19 protein-coding genes are annotated in these 18510 nt (G+C 32.8%); 12 read left to right on the top strand and 7 right to left on the bottom strand.

The window, feature by feature from the left end:
* Positions 1–408 precede the first annotated feature (408 nt).
* The 5 genes from TTHE_RS12295 (at position 409) to TTHE_RS12275 (ending at position 6119) form a co-directional block, all read left to right on the top strand.
* Positions 409–3066, top strand: a complete 2658-nt coding sequence (locus tag TTHE_RS12295) for a sigma-54-dependent transcriptional regulator (protein ID WP_013298888.1) — start codon at positions 409–411, stop codon at positions 3064–3066.
* Between the two features lie 182 nt (positions 3067–3248).
* Positions 3249–3650, top strand: coding sequence for a PTS sugar transporter subunit IIA (locus TTHE_RS12290; RefSeq protein WP_013298887.1), 402 nt, complete (start codon positions 3249–3251; stop codon positions 3648–3650).
* Positions 3651–3769: 119 nt separating this feature from the next.
* Complete coding sequence (locus tag TTHE_RS14725) at positions 3770–4549, top strand: PTS mannose/fructose/sorbose/N-acetylgalactosamine transporter subunit IIC (protein WP_013298886.1); 780 nt, start codon at positions 3770–3772, stop codon at positions 4547–4549.
* 15 nt (positions 4550–4564) lie between these two features.
* Positions 4565–5449 carry a PTS system mannose/fructose/sorbose family transporter subunit IID gene (locus tag TTHE_RS14720; RefSeq protein ID WP_013298885.1) on the top strand — a complete coding sequence of 295 codons (885 nt, stop codon included), beginning with the start codon at positions 4565–4567 and terminating at the stop codon, positions 5447–5449.
* Positions 5450–5615: 166 nt separating this feature from the next.
* Positions 5616–6119, top strand: coding sequence for a PTS sugar transporter subunit IIB (locus tag TTHE_RS12275; protein WP_013298884.1), 504 nt, complete (start codon positions 5616–5618; stop codon positions 6117–6119).
* 478 nt (positions 6120–6597) lie between these two features.
* Here TTHE_RS12275 and TTHE_RS12270 read toward each other — a convergent pair whose 3' ends face one another.
* Positions 6598–7170 (bottom strand): transposase, encoded by a 573-nt coding sequence (locus TTHE_RS12270; RefSeq protein ID WP_049774936.1) that lies wholly within the window; start codon positions 7168–7170, stop codon positions 6598–6600.
* A gap of 122 nt (positions 7171–7292) precedes the next feature.
* On the opposite strand from TTHE_RS12270, the gene TTHE_RS12265 reads away from it, so the two are divergent.
* The 5 genes from TTHE_RS12265 (at position 7293) to TTHE_RS12245 (ending at position 10691) form a co-directional block, all read left to right on the top strand.
* The gene (locus tag TTHE_RS12265) at positions 7293–8255 is read left to right on the top strand and encodes an NAD(P)-dependent oxidoreductase (RefSeq protein WP_041587609.1); all 963 of its coding nucleotides are present in this window, start codon (positions 7293–7295) and stop codon (positions 8253–8255) included.
* Between the two features lie 27 nt (positions 8256–8282).
* Positions 8283–8915, top strand: coding sequence for a bifunctional 4-hydroxy-2-oxoglutarate aldolase/2-dehydro-3-deoxy-phosphogluconate aldolase (locus TTHE_RS12260; protein ID WP_013298882.1), 633 nt, complete (start codon positions 8283–8285; stop codon positions 8913–8915).
* A gap of 72 nt (positions 8916–8987) precedes the next feature.
* The gene (gnd, locus tag TTHE_RS12255; RefSeq protein WP_013298881.1) at positions 8988–9884 is read left to right on the top strand and encodes a phosphogluconate dehydrogenase (NAD(+)-dependent, decarboxylating); all 897 of its coding nucleotides are present in this window, start codon (positions 8988–8990) and stop codon (positions 9882–9884) included.
* 21 nt (positions 9885–9905) lie between these two features.
* On the top strand, positions 9906–10364 hold the full coding sequence (gene rpiB, locus TTHE_RS12250) for a ribose 5-phosphate isomerase B (RefSeq protein WP_013298880.1): 459 nt from the start codon (positions 9906–9908) through the stop codon (positions 10362–10364).
* 24 nt (positions 10365–10388) lie between these two features.
* Positions 10389–10691 carry a UxaA family hydrolase gene (locus TTHE_RS12245; protein WP_013298879.1) on the top strand — a complete coding sequence of 101 codons (303 nt, stop codon included), beginning with the start codon at positions 10389–10391 and terminating at the stop codon, positions 10689–10691.
* 102 nt (positions 10692–10793) lie between these two features.
* On the opposite strand, the gene TTHE_RS15165 is transcribed toward TTHE_RS12245, so the two are convergent.
* A complete protein-coding gene (locus TTHE_RS15165; protein ID WP_196793631.1) occupies positions 10794–11324 on the bottom strand; it encodes a transposase in 531 nt (176 codons plus the stop codon).
* A 61-nt stretch (positions 11325–11385) separates the two neighbouring features.
* The gene (locus TTHE_RS15160; RefSeq protein WP_196793629.1) at positions 11386–12003 is read right to left on the bottom strand and encodes an IS110 family transposase; all 618 of its coding nucleotides are present in this window, start codon (positions 12001–12003) and stop codon (positions 11386–11388) included.
* Positions 12004–12332: 329 nt separating this feature from the next.
* On the opposite strand from TTHE_RS15160, the gene TTHE_RS12235 reads away from it, so the two are divergent.
* Positions 12333–13493, top strand: a complete 1161-nt coding sequence (locus TTHE_RS12235) for a UxaA family hydrolase (RefSeq protein ID WP_013298878.1) — start codon at positions 12333–12335, stop codon at positions 13491–13493.
* Between the two features lie 49 nt (positions 13494–13542).
* Positions 13543–14517 carry a D-isomer specific 2-hydroxyacid dehydrogenase family protein gene (locus TTHE_RS12230; RefSeq protein ID WP_013298877.1) on the top strand — a complete coding sequence of 325 codons (975 nt, stop codon included), beginning with the start codon at positions 13543–13545 and terminating at the stop codon, positions 14515–14517.
* A gap of 114 nt (positions 14518–14631) precedes the next feature.
* Here the strand turns inward: TTHE_RS12230 and TTHE_RS14715 are convergent, their stop codons facing one another.
* From TTHE_RS14715 to TTHE_RS12210, 4 genes are all read right to left on the bottom strand, one after another.
* Positions 14632–15432, bottom strand: a complete 801-nt coding sequence (locus TTHE_RS14715; protein WP_231292665.1) for a transposase — start codon at positions 15430–15432, stop codon at positions 14632–14634.
* A complete protein-coding gene (locus TTHE_RS14710) occupies positions 15395–16288 on the bottom strand; it encodes a transposase (protein ID WP_231292664.1) in 894 nt (297 codons plus the stop codon). The genes TTHE_RS14715 and TTHE_RS14710 overlap by 38 nt, the downstream gene beginning before the upstream one ends.
* A 419-nt stretch (positions 16289–16707) precedes the next feature.
* Positions 16708–17814 (bottom strand): anti sigma factor C-terminal domain-containing protein, encoded by a 1107-nt coding sequence (locus TTHE_RS12215; RefSeq protein WP_013298876.1) that lies wholly within the window; start codon positions 17812–17814, stop codon positions 16708–16710.
* A complete protein-coding gene (locus TTHE_RS12210; RefSeq protein WP_013298875.1) occupies positions 17804–18310 on the bottom strand; it encodes an RNA polymerase sigma factor in 507 nt (168 codons plus the stop codon). The genes TTHE_RS12215 and TTHE_RS12210 overlap by 11 nt, the downstream gene beginning before the upstream one ends.
* Between the last annotated feature and the right edge of the window lie 200 nt (positions 18311–18510).

The following is an 18510-nucleotide window of genomic DNA, read 5'->3' as shown; positions in this document are numbered from 1 at the left end:
TAAGGAGGCGATATAAAAAGCAAGATTAAAAATGATGGACATCTCAAGTAGTTACTTGATTTTATCTATTAGATAAATCATAAGAGAGAGTTATTGCAGTCAGGCAATAGTGTAAGTGACGATAAATCCTGAATTCTTAATGAAAATCGGTTGCTGGAAAGTGTATGAAGCGAAAGTTTCATATATGGTTTGAAGTGTGGGAAAATGTGGAGATAACATAAAAGCCTGATATAGCACTAAAGATATGGCAGGTGTTAAACTAAATATAAAAGAATACATAGACTTGTTTACAGCGTTTACAAATAGTTATAATTATTTAAAAATTCTGTAGAAACATTTACTCAATAGAATATTCAAATTTCTTGTGCAAGTTAGATATTCAAAATTTGTAAAGGGGCTGTTAAGGCGATGGATTACAAGAATAATAAACAAAATTTAAAAAGGGAAGAAAAGGTATATATAAAGCTAAAAGAATTGACAGAAGCTTTACAAATAAATGAGATTGAAGGTGATTTAGGATTTGATGCGGAATATATTGGAGAACTATTGAATATTTCAAGAAGTAATACAAGCAGAGAACTTAATAAATTATTAAGATCGGGGAAAGTTATAAAGATAAAGGGTAAGCCGGTTCTGTATTTAGATAAGATCTATTTTAAAGAACATTACAATTTTCAAATAACAAGATCTGTTTTTGAAAACCGCCAAGACTTTATGAATATTTTAGTAAAGGGCGGAATTGTTAGGAAGGAAGCGCTTTTTAATCATGAATTCGATATAAATAAGTATAAGAATCCAAAAAAGACAAGTAATAAATTTGCTGATAGTATTCTAGACAACGTTATTGGTGCTAAAAGCAGTTTAAGAGATCAAGTTTCAAAGGCAAAAGCAGCAATTTTGTATCCGCCGAATGGACTTCACACACTGATAATTGGACCAACTGGTGTTGGTAAATCTACATTTGCTGAAATGATGTACAAATTTGCAGTGCAGTCGAAAGTGTTTAAAGAAGGCTCTCCATTTATAGTGTTTAATTGTGCTGATTATGCTCAAAATCCTCAACTATTGATGTCTCAACTGTTTGGGCATGTTAAAGGAGCTTTTACTGGAGCAGAAAAAGAAAAAAGAGGACTTATAGAAGAGGCCGATGGAGGTATTTTGTTTTTGGACGAAATTCATCGTATGCCTCCTGAGGGTCAAGAAATGCTATTTACGTTGATTGACAACGGGAGATATAGGAAGTTGGGTGAGACAGATAATGTTAGAAGTGTAAAGGTGTTGATAATTGCTGCTACGACTGAAAATCCTCATTCTGCATTGCTCCACACATTCTTAAGGCGCATACCGATGGTGATTCAATTGCCCAGCTTAGATAAAAGGACATTAATAGAACGCTTTTTATTTATATATCAATTTTTTTATGAAGAATATAAGCGTTTAAAAGTTCCAATTAGTCTTGAGAATGATGCTCTAAAAGCGATAATGTTGTACGACTGTCCTGGTAATATTGGACAGTTGAGAAGTGATATAAAGTTAATTTGTGCAAGAGCTTTTTTGGATTATATCATAGAAGAAGGCGAAATAGTAAAAGTAAGTCTATCTACTTTGCCGCAGAATGTCAAAGAAGGTCTTTTAAAAATTCACAATTTGCGGGATGAAATAGTATTCAAAGAAATTAGCAATAATGGAGATATATTATTTGACAAAAATACCAACGATGTAAAAGATAAATTAAATATCAGTTTTTTAAAAAGTGATTATAATGCAGATGATGATTTGTATGATTTTATTATGGACAATTGGAAAAAGTTTAATAAGCAAGGGATGTCATCAGAAAATATAAGAGAAAATATAGAAAATCAAATACAATTATATTACAAGAATTATTTGTATCCAGTGGAACAAGATGCAGATGGCGTTAATCGCAGCGTCTTATTTAAGTTTGTTGATCCGTATATTTTAAATGCTGTTGAGTATGCTTTTAATGGCATTAAAGATAGCTTTAATGGGGTAATTACACAGAAGGTAATATATTTATTGTCGCTTCACATAAAAACTCTTTTAGAGAGATTAAAGATGGGCATAGTTATTTTACATCCGGATAGGGAAAGTATAGCAAAAAGTTACAAAGTTGCGTATGATGCAGCCAAGGAAGTAAAGACAAGATTAGAAGAAAAGCTAAATGTTGACATACCGGAAGATGAAATTGCGTTTCTAGCGATGTTTTTACAAGCACTGCAATATGGCAAAAATAATAACAAAATTGGAATATTAGTTATGGCGCATGGCAACAGCACGGCTAGCAGTATAGCAGATGTGACAAACAGACTTCTTGGTACAGATCATGTAAGAGCTTTGGATATGCCGTTAGAGGAAAAGCCGGAAGTGACGCTTAATAAAGCAATTAATATAATAAAAGAAATTGATCAAGGCAAAGGCGTATTGATGCTTGTCGATATGGGACTTTTAAGAACTTTTTCAGACATGATTACTGAGAAAACAGGAATTAAAACAAGAACAATAGAGATGGTCAGCACACCGATAGTGCTTGAAGCGACAAGAAAAGCGTTAACGCCAGACATGGATCTTGACAAATTGGTGGATGAAATAATATCGCTACATCCATTGCTGAATAGCGACAATTATTTTAATGAGATTTCAGATAATACTAGCAATTTATCGATTTATGAAAAGAATTTGAAGGATCTATTAGGTCAGTCATTAAATTTTTTGAATCCTGATAAAGTCTATCCTATACTAAAAGATGTATTAAATAGTATACTGTCTGAAAAGAATAGAAAAATTGAAGATGAGATATGGGTAAAATTTTTATTTCACTGTGCCTGCATGATTGAGAGAGCCATTAGGAGGGAATATTTGCCAAATAGTGACTTGGATCTTATTAAAAATAATCCTAATGGTTCATTCACTTTAATAAAAAAACACTTTGAAGCGGTTGAGAATTTGTTTGGAATTGAAATTCCAGACAGCGAGTTTGCATATGTTGCGGAGATGATTGACACATATATTGACACACTAAGTTTGAGGGATTTGACACACATTTGATTAGATAAAAACATTTACATTAACAAAGCGTGTTATGAAACACTTTGTTGTGTTTTGCGACACACTTTGTTAAATGATGTTTAAATTTGCCTTGTTTATAAGCTTTAGATTTTTGGCATAAATTTTGCATATAAAGATATATAGAACTTAGAAATTTTAATTTACCTGAAAGGATGATAATCTTGATAGGAATATTAGTTGTAACACATGGAGAATTTGGTAAAGAGTTATTGAAGAGTGCAGAACTAATATTAGGAAAACAAGAAAACGTATTATGCTTAGGATTAAACGAAGGAGATGATGTGTTAAAACTAAAAGATAAAGTTAAACAGGGGATTATTGATTTAGATGAAGGAGATGGCGTATTGGTTTTAACTGATATGTTTGGAGGCAGCCCGTTTAATGTGACTTCAGCAAATTTAAAGGAATTAACATTTAACTATTTAACAGGAGTAAATTTACCAATGTTGATTGAAGCCTTATCATCGAGGCATAATTGTGATGTTAATTTATTAGCTGATATGTGCTATAAAACTGGCATTGAAGGCATTAGAAACATGAATAAAGAAATTCTTAATAAATAATTTGTTAACCTTTATATTATTTATTTCCACATGTTGAAAAGATAGCTCTTATACCTTTACTTAGTTGCAAAAGAGTTATCTTTAAAATAAAAATTAAATTAAACAAAGGAGGATTTCATATGCAAATCAGTATTAGTGCTTCACAGGCAGCAATGATAGCTCTATGGGTGGCTATTGTTGAAGGACGTGCACTTGGTTATTCGACATTAATGCTCCGTTTTACACCAATGATGACTGGATTGGTAGTAGGTATCGTTATGCATAATATACCACAGGCTATGATTGTAACAGCAGCGATTCAGTTAATTTATATGGGATTAATTGCGCCAGGAGGAACGCTACCTAGCGAACCAGCTGTAGCTGCTTCTATAGCTGTACCAGTTGCAATTTTAGCTAAACTGACTCCATCTGCTGCAGTTGCTATAGCTGTACCTATAGGTCTTTTAGGCTCTTATCTTTATTCTTTTAGATTTCTCATTAATACATTTGTTCTTCGTTTAACAGATAAATATGCAGAGGAACTTAATGATAGAGGATTGACACTATCAATTATTATATTGCCAATAATAATAAGTTTAATCTTATACTTCCCAGTGATATTTATTACACTTTATAAGGGGACACCTTTAATAGCGACATTAATTAAAACTGTTACTGCAGGTAAACTTTTCCATGTTCTAACTGTCGTTGGTGGAGGATTACCAGCACTAGGAATTGCTTTGACATTGGTTGTTATAGGAAAGAGAAAATTTGTTGTGTTCTTCCTTTTATCTTATTTTATGGCGGTAATATTAAAGTCGCTAAATGTTAATACAGTAACATATGCGATTTTAGGAGGAATAATCGCATATTTGTATGTTATTTTTACAAGTAAAGAAACTGACAGCCAACAAATTTAAAGGAGGTAAACACAGATGGAACAGATTGAAACTAAGAATAACGTAGATAGCACTCAAACCGATGACACAAGCAAAAAGATAACAAAAAAAGACTTGCTGTTATCTTGGTTTAGATGGTGGTATGCAAATGAAATTCCTCACACATATGATAGAATGGTTGCACCTTCTCTTCTGTTCGGCTTGATGCCTATTTTAAGAAAGATTTACAAAAAAAGTGAGGATCTTAAAGAGGCATACAAAAGGCACCTTTTGTTTTTCAATACCCAAGCAATATGGGGTGGTGGTACTATACTTGGTATTACAGCTTCATTAGAAGAAGAAAGAGCTAAAAAATTAAATGAAGGAAAAGCAGAAGAGGCATTAGATCCTGAAATAATTAATAGTACAAAGGTTGGGTTGATGGGACCACTTGCTGGAATAGGAGATGCAATAGATTCAGGAACTGTTCAATATATATTAATAGCAATATTTCTTCCATGGGCAAAATCAGGTAGCGCATTAGGAGCATTGGTACCTTGGATTTTATTTGTTGCTTTAACGTTTGCATACGGTTTTTACTTTACACAGCTAGGATATAGATTAGGACGTACTGCTGTTGCTGAAATAGTTAGTGGTACACGCATAAGAAAAATAATAGATGGATTATCAGTTTTAGGAACCTTTATGATGGGAATTATGGCTGCATTATATGTACAAGTTAGCACACCATTAAAGTGGACTATTTCTGGAAAGCAATTTGTACTTCAGGATATATTAGATAAAATTTTACCTGGATTGTTACCACTTTTAACTGTTTTATTAGTATATTGGTATTTCTCAAAGAAAGGTTTGAAAATTGTGCAAGTGCTTCTAGGGTTAATAGTTATTTTTGTAGTTTTGGGATTTATAGGATTACTCTAATAGTATTAACTAAATAAAAATCTTAAAAAATCATGTATATTTCAGTTTAGCTGTTGTTACCTTTTTATTGATAATTTCTTAATTAAGTAGGGTAATGCAGCTAAACATATAATTTTTAATTTTTACTAATTTAAAAATTAGTTGAAAAGAAAGGGAAGTGAATAAAATGGGTGAAATAATATTTGCAAGAGTAGATGATAGGCTGATACATGGTCAAGTAATGACCAAATGGGCAAAAGGATACAATTGTAATTCAATTTTTGTCATTGATGACCCACTTGCTAAAGATGAGTTTATGAAAAATATTTATATAATGTCGGCTTCAACTGCTAATATTACACTAAAAATACTAAAAGTAGATGAGTCAATAGCACTATGGGAGAAAGATAAGTTCGACGGCTTTAAAGTCATATTATTATTTAAAAATATTAAAACTGTAAAAGAAACAATTACAAAAGGCTTACCAATAAAAAAATTAAATATAGGTGGTATTGCAAAAAGCTCAGATAGAAAGTTCATAATTCCAACAGTTAGTTTAAATAGGGAAGAAGCAGAAATGCTTTTAGAACTCGAAAAGAATTACGGAGTCGAAGTATTCTTCCAGACAGTACCAGAAAGCAAGAAAGTCAATTTAGATGCTGCATTAGATGCATTTGACTTAAATAAATAGAAATATTTTCATAAGGATAAAAATTAATAGTTGTATATTTTTAAATTAAGAAGTGGGGCAAAACTACTTGGGTTTTGCCTCATAAAATCAAGCACCTGGTAAGAAAAAATCAGCTTTAATGGTTTTGCGATCTCTTTGGAATGAAGAACCTAATTGTAAAGGAAATTTAAGCCTTGATATAACTTGCTCAATAATATAGCAAAAACTAGAATATTTCTCCCACTCATTAGTGCCTCTGAGGTTGGAGTGTGGGTACGATAATTATCTTTAGGGTAAGTATAAATCTTCCGCAACATGATGTAGTACATGGGTCTTCACAAGAGCAGACGTACTTACTGCAAGATAACTTCTTAGTTTTCGGACAGATAAATTTATTTCTGAATGAGCGATTTTTCCCTTTACATGAGCTATCATATTTCATTGGAAGTTCAGGATTCTTAGGACATGTAGGAGTACTATACTCAGCAAAGTTTATAGGCTATTTTATAAATGTCCTCTTTGGATTTATCTTTGTTAGGATATTAAGTCTTTTAATGAGGGTATTAAAAAACTTAGGATTGTTTTCTTTAACAAAACATTTAATACCAATAGTATCAATGATATAAAGTTTTGATGGATCTACGTCCAGTTTTTCAGGCATAGATTCACCAAGTTCCTGGCATATAGGTTCAGTAATATCAACAAGCTTATGAAAAAAAGACTCGATATCATGGGCATAATCTTGCTTTAATGTAGTAAAGAAAAATGCATCAGGTACAGAGTTAAGGCAGCAAAAATTTCTTGATTCTTCAGAAAAATTTAGAAAAGTAATTAAAAGTTCAACAGTAGGAATATATAACAATATTTGGAAAAGCAAACATGAAACAATAAAATATAGAGAATTAGCATGTGGACGACCGGTATCCTTGTAATAGTGGTTAAGCCAAGATAATGGTATAAGTTCATCAATATCAGTAAACTGATCAAAAAGATCTAATAAACGTGGTTTACCGGTTTTTACAAGTTGATTAAAATTATCAATAAAATTAAAAAATGAAATTTGCTTATTCATGTAGGATACATCCATTTATGTTAGAATTTAATAATAATGTTATATTATATAATTCGACAAAAGCGGAGGAAATCCTACTTGAATATACATGTAAAACTAAAATAATAAATATGGAGGCAAAAATGACAATGAAAGTATTGATAACGCCAAGATCTTTTGGCAAAACAAGCAATATACCATTTGAAATGCTAAAGAAATACGATTATGAAATTATAAGAAATGAGACAGGAAAACCCTACGAGGAAGATGAACTAAAAGAACTGATAAAAGACGTTGATGGAGTAATAGTTGGATTAGATAAAATAACAGAAGATGTATTAAAAAATGCAAAAAAGCTAAAAGTTATAACAAAATATGGAGTTGGATTAGATAATATAGACATTAATTATGCTGAAAAATTAGGAATAAAAGTCACATATACGCCAGGAGCAAACAAAGAATCAGTAGCAGATCTAGCTTTTACAATGATGTTGGGCTTAAGCAGAGATATAATAAAATTGGACAAAATAGTGAGGAACAATCAGTGGAACAAAATAATTGGATGTGAAATATATGGCAAAACCATAGGAATAATAGGCACAGGAAGTATTGGTAAATGTGTTGCCAAAAGAGCCACAGGTTTCGATATGGAAATATTAGCATATGATAAATATCCTGATTATGATTTTGCAGATAAAATAGGCATGAAATACGTCGATAAAAAGACGTTATTGGAGAAATCGGATTTCATAACACTACATGTACCGTTAACTGATGAAATGTATCATTTTATAGATGAAGAAGAATTAAATATGATGAAAGATACAGCGTATATAATAAACACTTCGCGTGGAGGAATTATAAACGAGAATGCACTATATAGCGCATTGAAAAGTAAAAAAATTGCAGGAGCAGCATTAGATGCTTTTGAAACAGAACCACCGTTAAACAACAAATTGCTGGAATTAGATAATATAATTTTATCACCCCATTGTGGAGCATCTACCAAAGATGCGACAGACAGGATGGGAATAATGGCGGTGGAAGGGCTTATCAGCGTATTAGAAGGTATGGAACCGAAGTATCTTTATAAAAAAATAAATTAAAAAAATAAATAATTAGGAGGATGCAAAATGGAAAAACAACAGATAATTGAAAAACTTAAACAACTTAAAATTACAGCTGTAATTAGAAATAGCGATATAAATACAATGTTTTCATTAGCAGATGCATTAAAGAAAGGTGGAGTTGAAGCATTAGAAATAACTGTTGAAGCTCCAGGTGCTTTAGATGTAATTAAAGAATTAAATAAAGAGGATAGATATTTTATTGGTGCAGGAACAGTATTAGATGCTGAGACAGCGAGGGCTGCAATTATAGCTGGTGCAAAGTTTATATTTACACCAGTTATGAGACTTGATGTAATAGAATTGTGTCATAGGTATGGCATACCTGTAATTCCCGGTGCCACGACACCAACAGAGATTTTAGCAGGCTATGAAGCAGGAGCAGATTTTATTAAAGTTTTTCCAGCAGGTGTATTTGGTCCACAATACTTGAAAGAAATTTTAGGACCGCTCAAACAAATACCTATTTTTGTTACGGGTGGAATTAACAAAAATAATATTAAAGATTTTATTTTAGCAGGTGCAAAAGGTGTATCATTAGGAGGAGCATTAGTAGATAAAGAATTAATTGCGAAGGGCATGTTTGATGAAATAACAAAAAGAGCAGAAGAGTTTGTAAACTTAGTAAATCAAATTTAATTTGCAATTATGAGCAGAATTAGGCTTTATACCTAATTTTGCTTGTTTTATTTATTAAACGGAGGTTTGAAAATGGAAATAGGTGTAATAGGAATTGGGAAAATGGGTTATAATTTAGCACTTAACTTGTTATCTAAAGAATATAGAACGGTTGTATATGATATAAATAGAGATAATCTAAAGGATTTAGATAAAAACGGAGCCATATTTGCCGATAGCATTCAGGATATGGCAAAGAAATTAAATAGAAGGCGGATAATATTTTTATTGGTACCTGTTGGAAGGCCAACTGATGAAGTTATAGAGGAATTAACTAAATATTTAGATAAAAATGATATTATTATAGACGGCGGTAATTCAAATTATAAAGATTCAATTGCTCGTTATGAAATGCTTAAGAAGTTAGATATAGACTTTCTTGATTGCGGAACAAGTGGTGGTGTAAGTGGTGCATTAAATGGAATTTGTTCAATGATCGGCGGTGATAAGGAAGTTTTTGAATACTGCGAGAAAATATTTGAAGATATTTCCGTTGAAAATGGATACTTGTATACAGGAAAAGCTGGAAGCGGCCATTTCTGCAAAATGATTCATAATGGAATAGAGTACGGTATGATGCAGTCAATTGCTGAAGGATTTGAACTATTATATAAAAGCGATTTTAATTTTGAACTTGACAAGGTTGCTAAAGTATGGAACCACGGTTCTGTGATAAGAAGTTGGCTGATAGAATTATTATATAATGCACTGTCTGAAGACAAGAATTTATCTGGAATAAAAGGTATTATGAATTCTACTGGGGAAGGCAAATGGACTATAGAAGTAGCTTTGGAAAATAAAGTACCTGTACCTGTTATAGCTCTATCGCAATTTATGAGATATAGATCATTAGAGAGCGACACATTCTCAGGTAAAATTGTTGCTGCATTGAGAAACCAATTTGGTGGGCACAAGATAGAAAAACAATAAGATTATAAAGGAGCGTTAAATATGATAGCTATAGGTTCGGATCACGCTGGATTTGAATTAAAAGAAATCATAAAGGAATATCTAGACCAGCGTGGAATTGAATATAAAGATTTTGGCACTTTTGATAAGACACCAACGGATACAGCGGATATCGCACAACCTGTTGCGGAAGCTGTCGCGAATAATGAATGCGAAAGGGGTATTTTGATATGTGGTACCGGAATTGGCATGTCAATCGCGGCAAATAAAGTTCCCAAAATTAGAGCTGCATTAGTTGAAAATGTCTTTTCTGCAAAGTCGAGCAGAGAACACAATAATGCAAATATAATTTGCTTAGGAGCGAGAGTTATAGGCTCTGGATTAGCATTAATGATTATTGATACGTGGTTAAATACAGAATTCAAGGGTGAAGATAAGCGCATAAGACGCATTAATAAAATCACTAATATTGAAAGGAAATATTGCAATATTACAAAATGAATAGTTTTAAGAAGGTGAAATGAGATGGATGATTATAAGAATGCGATTCTTATAAATATTAATGACAATGTTGCTACTGTATTAGATACTATTAAGAAAAATGATAAAGTGAATGTTATGTTTAACAATCAAAATATTAAAAAGATTATTGCTTTAGATGATATAGATTTGTACCATAAAATAGCAATTAAAGATATAAATAAAGGGAATGAAATAATTAAATACGGAGAAGTAATAGGAAAAGCGGTTGATAATATAATGGCGGGTCAACTTGCACATGTATCTAATATAGAAAGTGTGAGGGTAAGGTTGAAATTAAAAGTATAAATTGCAATAAGAATAAAAGGGCATAGCAAACAAGCCATCTTCTGATGACTTTTTAAAAATTAAATATTGAAGTAAAGTTAAGGCTAAGTAGCTGGCTTTATTTTATAGCCTTGAAACCGAGCTAATAGTATAAGCCTGCTCTACCGTAATCTCGCGTTCTACGGGAAAAGCATCAGATTTTTTATATAATTCAGCATTATATGGTTCTTTCTTCTTCAACATGTTGTATAATGCTGTAAGAAGCATTCTTGCAATAGCAATGATTGCCTTCTTGTGGCCGCGACGCTTTTTAATGCGCAAATAGCGGTTACGAATTTCAGGGTGTTTTTCGCTTTTAACTACGGCAGTAGCACACTGCACAAGAAGCGGCTTAATGTAACATCCTGCTTTGGAAACCCGGACAGATTTTTTCTTGCCTGCACTCTCATTGTTGGTTGGAGTGAGTCCAGCCCATGAGCATAAGTGTTTCGCTGAAGGAAAAGCCTCCATAGTTACACCGATTTCAGATATTACAGTAATAGCCGAGAAAATATTTTTAAACGATGGAGCGGTTAGAATTATGTCTAGTTCTTGTTGATAAGGCGCAGCGAGCGCAAGAATTAGTTTTTCTAACTCTGCTTTCCGGGATTCCAAATCTTCAAAATGCCCTTTGATGATCTTTAATTTTCCAGCTTGTTCAGGTGTAATATAACCATCAACAGCGATAAAGCTCAGGGAGTTTTTTTAGCATAGAACCATGAATTAAAGATCCAATATCAAAGGAAGTATCAAGAGGATTTTCTAGAAGCTTATCAATTATCTTTTGAGAACTTTTGCCGAAAGTGTCTGAAACAATGTTTCCTAACTGTATGTTAGAAACCGTGAGACAATTTTGGAGTCTGTTCTTTTCGCTAGACATAAAGCAAATAAGCTTAAAGCGATAGCGCATTAAGTCACGAAGTTGTCTAATATCAGCAGGAGGCATAAAGCTAGCGGCAACAAGATCATGCTTAAACAGGTCAGCAATCCATTTTGCATCTTTCTTGTCAGTTTTTTTACCACGAATAGCCTTAACATATTTAGGATGTGCAAGTATGATGTTGCAGGAGCTTTCTAATATATTAAACACAGGAATCCAGTATTTCCCGGTAGATTCCATGCAAACATCCTTGCAGTTATTGTCCAAAAGCCATTGTAACAGCTCTCTTAAACCCTTCGTGTAGGTAGAAAAGCGATGGCTTTTATAGGTGGTAATTCCATTAGAATCAGTGGAAGCAATACATGCAACCACAAAGGTTTTGTGTACATCAATTCCACAACAGATTTTATACACGATTTTTAAAGCCATAGGGAACTCCTTTCTAAACCGGTAGGTTCTAAAAATTAAAGAGATAGGCAGCATTGACTGATTGTCTAGCGTTAAACGAGAATGTTTAAACAAAGATAAGGTTACGTGCTCAGTGGCACACTTATTTGTGCTTGAAAAGACAATCTACACATATAAAAATGCGGTCACTACGCAGGTGTAGCAAACCACTCACCTCCACGTGATTTGTAGTTTGCTGGTATCCCTATAACATAATTATAGAACAAAATTAGCTCGAAGTGGCACATTTCATTACGTTTTGTGCCTTGAGCGAAGCGAAAGGAATGATTATAAAAATGAAGATAAATGCTTATAGAAGACCTGATGGGAAATATGGGATAAGAAATAAAGTATTGATTTTGCCTACAGTAAGCTGTTCTAACGAAACAGCGAGGATTATTTCTAATCAAGTTCCTGGTACAATCTGTATAACAAACCAAAGAGGATGTGGACAAGTTGGAAAAGATGCCGAACAGACTTTTAGAACGTTGATGGGTTTGTCCCTTAATCCTAATATATACGGCACTATAATAGTTGGATTAGGCTGTGAAACAACACAACCAATGAGATTATACGAGGAAATAAAGAAGAGAAGTAACAAACCTTTGGAAGTATTGATTATACAAGATGAAGGTGGAACCCTCAAGACTATTGAAAAAGGTACAATATTAGCTCAAAGAATGGTACAGGAAATGTCTTTAATACAAAGAGAAGAAGTAAATATTTCGAACTTGATATTGGCAACAAACTGCGGAGGTTCTGATGCAACATCAGGGATTTCTGCTAATCCCGCATTAGGATATTGTAGCGACGTAATAGTAGAAAACGGCGGAACCGTTATGTTAGGAGAGACTACAGAATTTATCGGAGCTGATCATATTTTAGCTAAGAGGGCAAAAAATGAAGATGTTAAAAATAAGATTTTAAAGATTGTCTCTGATCTTGAAAATGAATTTATTAGATTAAATGTCGACGTAAGAGGAGCTAATCCTTCGCCAGGCAATATAAAAGGTGGATTAACTACATTAGAAGAAAAGTCATTAGGTGGAATCAGCAAAGGTGGTACAAGCAAAATTAACGAAGTAGTGAAATACGCTGAAATACCGCAGGAAAAAGGTTTGATTATAATGGATACTCCGGGTTATGATATTGAATCTGTCACTGGAATGGCAGCAGGTGGTGCACAATTGTGCGTATTTACAACCGGTAGGGGTACTCCCATAGGCAATCCTATAATACCTGTAATTAAAATTACCGGTAACAAAAACACGTATAATAAGATGAAGGAAAATATTGATTTAGACGTATCATCTATTTTAGATGGCAAAAAAAGTATTCAAGAAGCTGGTAATGAGATATTGCAAGAAGTCATTAGTGTTTGCAATGGCAAAAAGACAAAAGCGGAATCATTTGGCTTTTCGGAAATAGGCATTTACAGGATTGGATTATCAGTTTAATCTACTAAATCATATGAAAAATAAATTTAAAAGTACAGGAGGAAAAACGATGAATGTAAAAATAGCGATTGTTAATTCAAGCAGCTTTGGTAAGTATTTTCCAGAGCATATTGAAAGATTGAAGGCACTAGGAGATGTAGATAGATTTGAATTTCCACAAGATATGAGAGGGAAAGAATTGGCAGAAAAATTAATGGGATATTCAATTATAATTGCCAGTGTAAAACCATACTATGATAAGGAATTTTTTGAATATAAAGATAAAACTTTATTAATAACAAGACATGGAATAGGGTATGACAATATTGATGTAAAGAGTGCCAATGAGAAGGAAACTATAGTGACAAAAGTTCAGGGAATAGTTGAACGAGAAGCTGTAGCAGAATCTGCTGTTGCATTATTATTAGATGTTATAAGAAAAGTGAAGTCTGCGTCAATAAAGGTAAAAGAAGGTAAGTGGAATGAAAGAGCAAACTTTTTAGGATGCGAAATAAAGGGTAAAAATGTAGGTATAATAGGTCTCGGGAATATAGGAAGTAGAGTATGCAAAATATTAAAGAATGGATTTAATGCTAGAGTAATAGCATATGACCCAAACATTACAGATGAAGAGATAAGAAGGAGAGGAGCAATACCTGTTTCACTAGAAGAGCTTTTAAAAATATCAGATATCATATCGCTAAATGCTTCATTGAATTCAGGAAATTACCACTTATTAAAAGACAAAGAATTTAATACAATGAAGAAAGGCGTATATATAGTAGATACAGCAAGGGGAGAACTAATAGATCAAAAAGCATTAGTAAAAGCTTTAAAAGATGGAATTGTAGGTGGAATAGGAATGGATGTTGTAGAAAACGAGCCAATTGATGAGGAAAATGAGCTTCTATCCTTTGACAATGTTACAATAACACCACATATATCAGCGTACACATATGAATGCTTAAAAGGGATGGGAGACAAAGTAGTAGAAGATATAGAAAGAGTTTTAAAAGGTGAACTTCCAGATGGTGTTATAAAATAAGCAGCAAATTTATGATAGAAGTCATAATCTAATCGTTTGAATAGCTTTCTTTAACGATTTGTTTATTTCTTATTAAGTGATAAAAACTGATTCAAGTGTCATAAGAAACATTTTTTAAGCTACTAATAACAACTCTGCTTGGCTTTTACCTGTTTTTGTAAGAATAAATTTGATTTCGATATTTTTATACAAAGTCGCAGCCATCTCCGCTGCCATTTTTAGTACTTTTTTTGCGTTTATAGCTCCTATTTTGAATGAAAACCAGATTTTTGAGCGCACTAATCCCCTTACAGGTATCACATCTACATGATATTTTCGTCTTAGTATTGATGGTATACCCTCTACTCCATTTCTTATCTTTTGAAGTACACTGTATTTTTCTGTTGACATCTTTTTTAAATAGCTTGCTCTCTGTATTGTTTTCGCTGTTATTAATACATACGCTGATTTTTTCTGTAGCTTTGCTCCACATTTTTCTCTCAGTGGACAATGTTCACATGTTTTTTTATTGAAGGATGCTCTGTATAATCCACTTTTTTCATAGTACCTCGTTTTATATGGTTTTTCTCCTCTTGGACATTTGATTATTTCATGGGTTACTTCATCTATTTTAAATTCGCTTTGTATTTCATCTGGTAATTTCCCTATAAGAGCTGTTGTTATTAGTTCGATATTGTTTTTCTCTGCAAGTTCTATGTTTTCAATGCTGCTATAAGCTCCATCTGCTGTTATTGTTATTTCCTTTTCTTGCTTCCCAAGCTTTTCTATTGTTTCTTTGCTAAAGCTGCTATCGCTGTGTGTGTTTACATCATAGTCATAGCTGGTTATTATGGAGCCTTTTTGGTCTATTGTTTCTACTATGTTAGCTACATAGCCTTTATGGTCTTTTTCCTGCTTTTTTGCGGTATGTTGCATCTGGGTCGCTTGGGTTTTGGAGACTATCAGGGCTTATTTTTTCTTTTTCTACTGGTACTATTTTGCCTTCTTCTGTTATTTCTGTTTGTTCTTTTAGTACACGCTGTAATAGCTGATATTCTGGTAATTCAGCGTATGCTTCTCCTAATTCTTTTGTTAGTGTATAGGCATCTTCAATTATTTCTTGAAGTCTTTTTGTTATTTCTTCGTTTTTTCTATGATAGATTGTTTTGTTTCTGTCGTCTTCGTCTAGGTAGTGTTCCATGTTTTTGAGATGCTCATATTCTCCTGTTTTGTATACTGCTTTGACCATATTTGCTACGCATGTGTATAGTATTTCTAATCTGGACATTTTTTTGCAACTGGATGATACCATAATGCTGTCCATTCTTTTTACTGATGGATTTATATCAAAGTATTTTACAAATACGTTTGCCATGGCTTCCATTTCTTCATGAAGAAGGTCTCTTCCTGTTTCTAGATTGTAAAGATATAGCCTTTCACGGAAACGGCTAAAAGTCCTGTCACTGAAAGGTTGACTTTTGAAACTTGTAGTGTGAAGGGCGTATTGGAAACGTACATCACATAGGATGCTTGCTAATAGTTCGTCGTCTGTGAGATTAAACATTTCTTTTAGTATTAGGGCTCCGATTATTGCGTTTACAGGACTGTTTGGACGAGAAGCGGGATTGTCACTGTACAATACGGAAAAGCGTTTTTCATTGATTGCTGGAAATATGATTTCAGCAAAGTCTTTTGCCCATGAGTTTAAAACAAACTTTTTTGTTCTATCATCCAAGTTTAAGAATCTGTCCTCCATTGTGATTTGTTGATATTCGTTTGGTTTGAATGCCATGGCTATGTATCGCTCCTTCTATTTCCTTTTGTTTATATTTCTATTTTACCATATTTCATCTAATCTTGGATGAAAAAATACTTTTGACACCTTAATCAAATTTATAATATATAGATTTGCAAGTTTACGAAACAAATGAATCAAAAAGATTTTATGAAAGCCTTGGTTTTGAAACAATTACTAGGAGAATGAGAAAGAATCTTGAAGCTAGTAGTTATTAAAATGTATGACGTTCGTTATAGAAACGCTTAGCAAAGAATCATGTAGTACCAAGAGAAAGTAATTAAAACTATAAAGCACGTACAAATTAAAGAATTTAAGTGAATGCGATTTGTCAAGGGTCAGATCCGTAAGTATATGCCATTGACAAATCGCTTTGTTTTAGTGATTTAGGTAGGCTTAAATTAAATGTTTCTTTATCAATACTTATCCGTGACAACACCTAATGATGATGCCTTTATAAAAGGTAAACCTCTAAGCGATTTTAAGGTTTCCGCAGTGCCTGTTACAACGACGCCTTGTATCTTTAAGTTTTCCTTTTTTATTTTTCCATTCTTGTCTTTTAAATTGTCGTAAATCCTTTTAACCTCCGACTTGATGCCATTTACCTTATGGTTATCTGTTTTAAGCTTTTCTAATTGTTTTACATTGTTCTCGATTGTTCCTATGAAAAGTTCTTCTGGATTTTTTAATTTGTCTCCGTTGCTGTTATAGACCTTTATACCGTATGCGGCTTTTTCAGAACATACATCTGCTGGATTATCTACATCAATTGTTTTTCCATCGGGAAGCTTTTGCTTATTTTTATGTGGTTTATGTGCTTCTTTTTCTTTGCTATTTAGATCGTCAACCCAATACCACGTTAAAGTTACGTTTTTTGGCGTCATTTTATTTACTTCGTCGATGCTGTACGCTTTATCAAAAGATAATGCCATCTCTATATATTTGTCATTTCCTATGTCCTCCAGCAAATTTAAGTCATTCTTGTATGTCCTGTATTTTACGTAGGGGTAGAAGAAAATCATTTCCCTTTGACCAAGTTCGTTGTACGTTGGTTTGTTTAGATCATCTTCATCAAAACTTTTTCCCCATACTATAGCTGGTGAATTGATAGCCTGTACATCGACAGTGTTGAAAAGCCCATAGCTGTATTCCTGCTGACCTGTATAAACTACCTTACCTTCTATTATCTTGTAAGTTGAATAAACTGTTTTGCCTCCAAAAATTCCTTCATACCTGATTGATTTCCCTATATACATATCAGGAGCGGTGATATCATTGAATACTGATAGGGCAAAACTTATATCAGAACTTTCCAACTGTGTTACTTTGATTCCTATAAAGATAGTGCTTATTGAGACAATCACTATGACTATCAAACTTATAACTATAGTTCTTAAAATAGAGCGCCATTTTGCTTTTTTAACCGCTTTATCAAATTTATCTTTCTTAGCGCTTTCAAAAATTGCATCAAGTTCCTTCTCATCATTATTGTCGTTTACGTTTATATTTTTTTCATCTGCCATAATTCGATACCTCCCATAATTCTTTAAATTTGTTTCTTGCACGGTAAAGATATGTCTTTACTTTGTTCTCGTCCAGATTTAATATATCGCCTATTTCTTTATAAGATAATCCAATAAAATATTTGAAAATTAAGAGGGTTCTGTAGCTTTCTTTTAATAGACCAAGGACTTTATGAACGTTTGATTTCAATTCTTCATTAAGCACATGTTCTTCTATCATTCCATCTGAATACAGACTTGAGAGAATTTTATCATCAATACCGACTTCCTCCTTCTTTTTCTTATTGTACAGATTATAATATCTGTACAATGATACTTTAAACAGCCATGGGTAGATGTTATCAACGTTTAGGGAATCAACATACTCAATAGCTTTACACATGGTTTCTTGTACGATATCTTCTGCATCTTCACAAGATGCACCGATTTTAATGAGATATTTGTAAATTATGGCCATCTTATTTATTAAGAAGTTTTCAAACCTCTCATCTTTCATGACTGACCTCCCAAGTATAATATCAGATGTATTTTATATAACGGCGCCGTTTTTGTTCTTTCATTAATATAACAAACTAGACAAACAAATGTATACAAACTTTTAAAATTTATTTTATCAAATAAATTATAAATGATGATTCAATCGTGTTTATTTCGCCTAAATTTTTTATAGATTGATAATGATTTAAAATCACAAAA

Origin of the sequence: Thermoanaerobacterium thermosaccharolyticum DSM 571 (assembly GCF_000145615.1) — a bacterium.
GTDB classification, from domain to species: Bacteria; Bacillota; Thermoanaerobacteria; order Thermoanaerobacterales; family Thermoanaerobacteraceae; genus Thermoanaerobacterium; species Thermoanaerobacterium thermosaccharolyticum.
This window is presented reverse-complemented; position numbering and strand designations above follow the sequence as displayed.

What these genes read in the sequence shown, in the direction of transcription:
- TTHE_RS12270 (WP_049774936.1), bottom strand. Translation starts at nt 7,170, where the DNA reads ATGAATAAGCAAATTTCATTTTTTAATTTTATTGATAATTTTAATCAA.
- TTHE_RS12275 (WP_013298884.1), top strand. Translation starts at nt 5,616, where the DNA reads ATGGGTGAAATAATATTTGCAAGAGTAGATGATAGGCTGATACATGGT.
- gnd (WP_013298881.1), top strand. Translation starts at nt 8,988, where the DNA reads ATGGAAATAGGTGTAATAGGAATTGGGAAAATGGGTTATAATTTAGCA.
- TTHE_RS12245 (WP_013298879.1), top strand. Translation starts at nt 10,389, where the DNA reads ATGGATGATTATAAGAATGCGATTCTTATAAATATTAATGACAATGTT.
- TTHE_RS12235 (WP_013298878.1), top strand. Translation starts at nt 12,333, where the DNA reads ATGAAGATAAATGCTTATAGAAGACCTGATGGGAAATATGGGATAAGA.
- TTHE_RS12260 (WP_013298882.1), top strand. Translation starts at nt 8,283, where the DNA reads ATGGAAAAACAACAGATAATTGAAAAACTTAAACAACTTAAAATTACA.
- TTHE_RS14715 (WP_231292665.1), bottom strand. Translation starts at nt 15,432, where the DNA reads ATGCAACATACCGCAAAAAAGCAGGAAAAAGACCATAAAGGCTATGTA.
- TTHE_RS12210 (WP_013298875.1), bottom strand. Translation starts at nt 18,310, where the DNA reads ATGAAAGATGAGAGGTTTGAAAACTTCTTAATAAATAAGATGGCCATA.
- TTHE_RS14720 (WP_013298885.1), top strand. Translation starts at nt 4,565, where the DNA reads ATGGAACAGATTGAAACTAAGAATAACGTAGATAGCACTCAAACCGAT.
- TTHE_RS14710 (WP_231292664.1), bottom strand. Translation starts at nt 16,288, where the DNA reads ATGGCATTCAAACCAAACGAATATCAACAAATCACAATGGAGGACAGA.
- rpiB (WP_013298880.1), top strand. Translation starts at nt 9,906, where the DNA reads ATGATAGCTATAGGTTCGGATCACGCTGGATTTGAATTAAAAGAAATC.
- TTHE_RS12215 (WP_013298876.1), bottom strand. Translation starts at nt 17,814, where the DNA reads ATGGCAGATGAAAAAAATATAAACGTAAACGACAATAATGATGAGAAG.
- TTHE_RS12230 (WP_013298877.1), top strand. Translation starts at nt 13,543, where the DNA reads ATGAATGTAAAAATAGCGATTGTTAATTCAAGCAGCTTTGGTAAGTAT.
- TTHE_RS12295 (WP_013298888.1), top strand. Translation starts at nt 409, where the DNA reads ATGGATTACAAGAATAATAAACAAAATTTAAAAAGGGAAGAAAAGGTA.
- TTHE_RS12265 (WP_041587609.1), top strand. Translation starts at nt 7,293, where the DNA reads ATGACAATGAAAGTATTGATAACGCCAAGATCTTTTGGCAAAACAAGC.
- TTHE_RS14725 (WP_013298886.1), top strand. Translation starts at nt 3,770, where the DNA reads ATGCAAATCAGTATTAGTGCTTCACAGGCAGCAATGATAGCTCTATGG.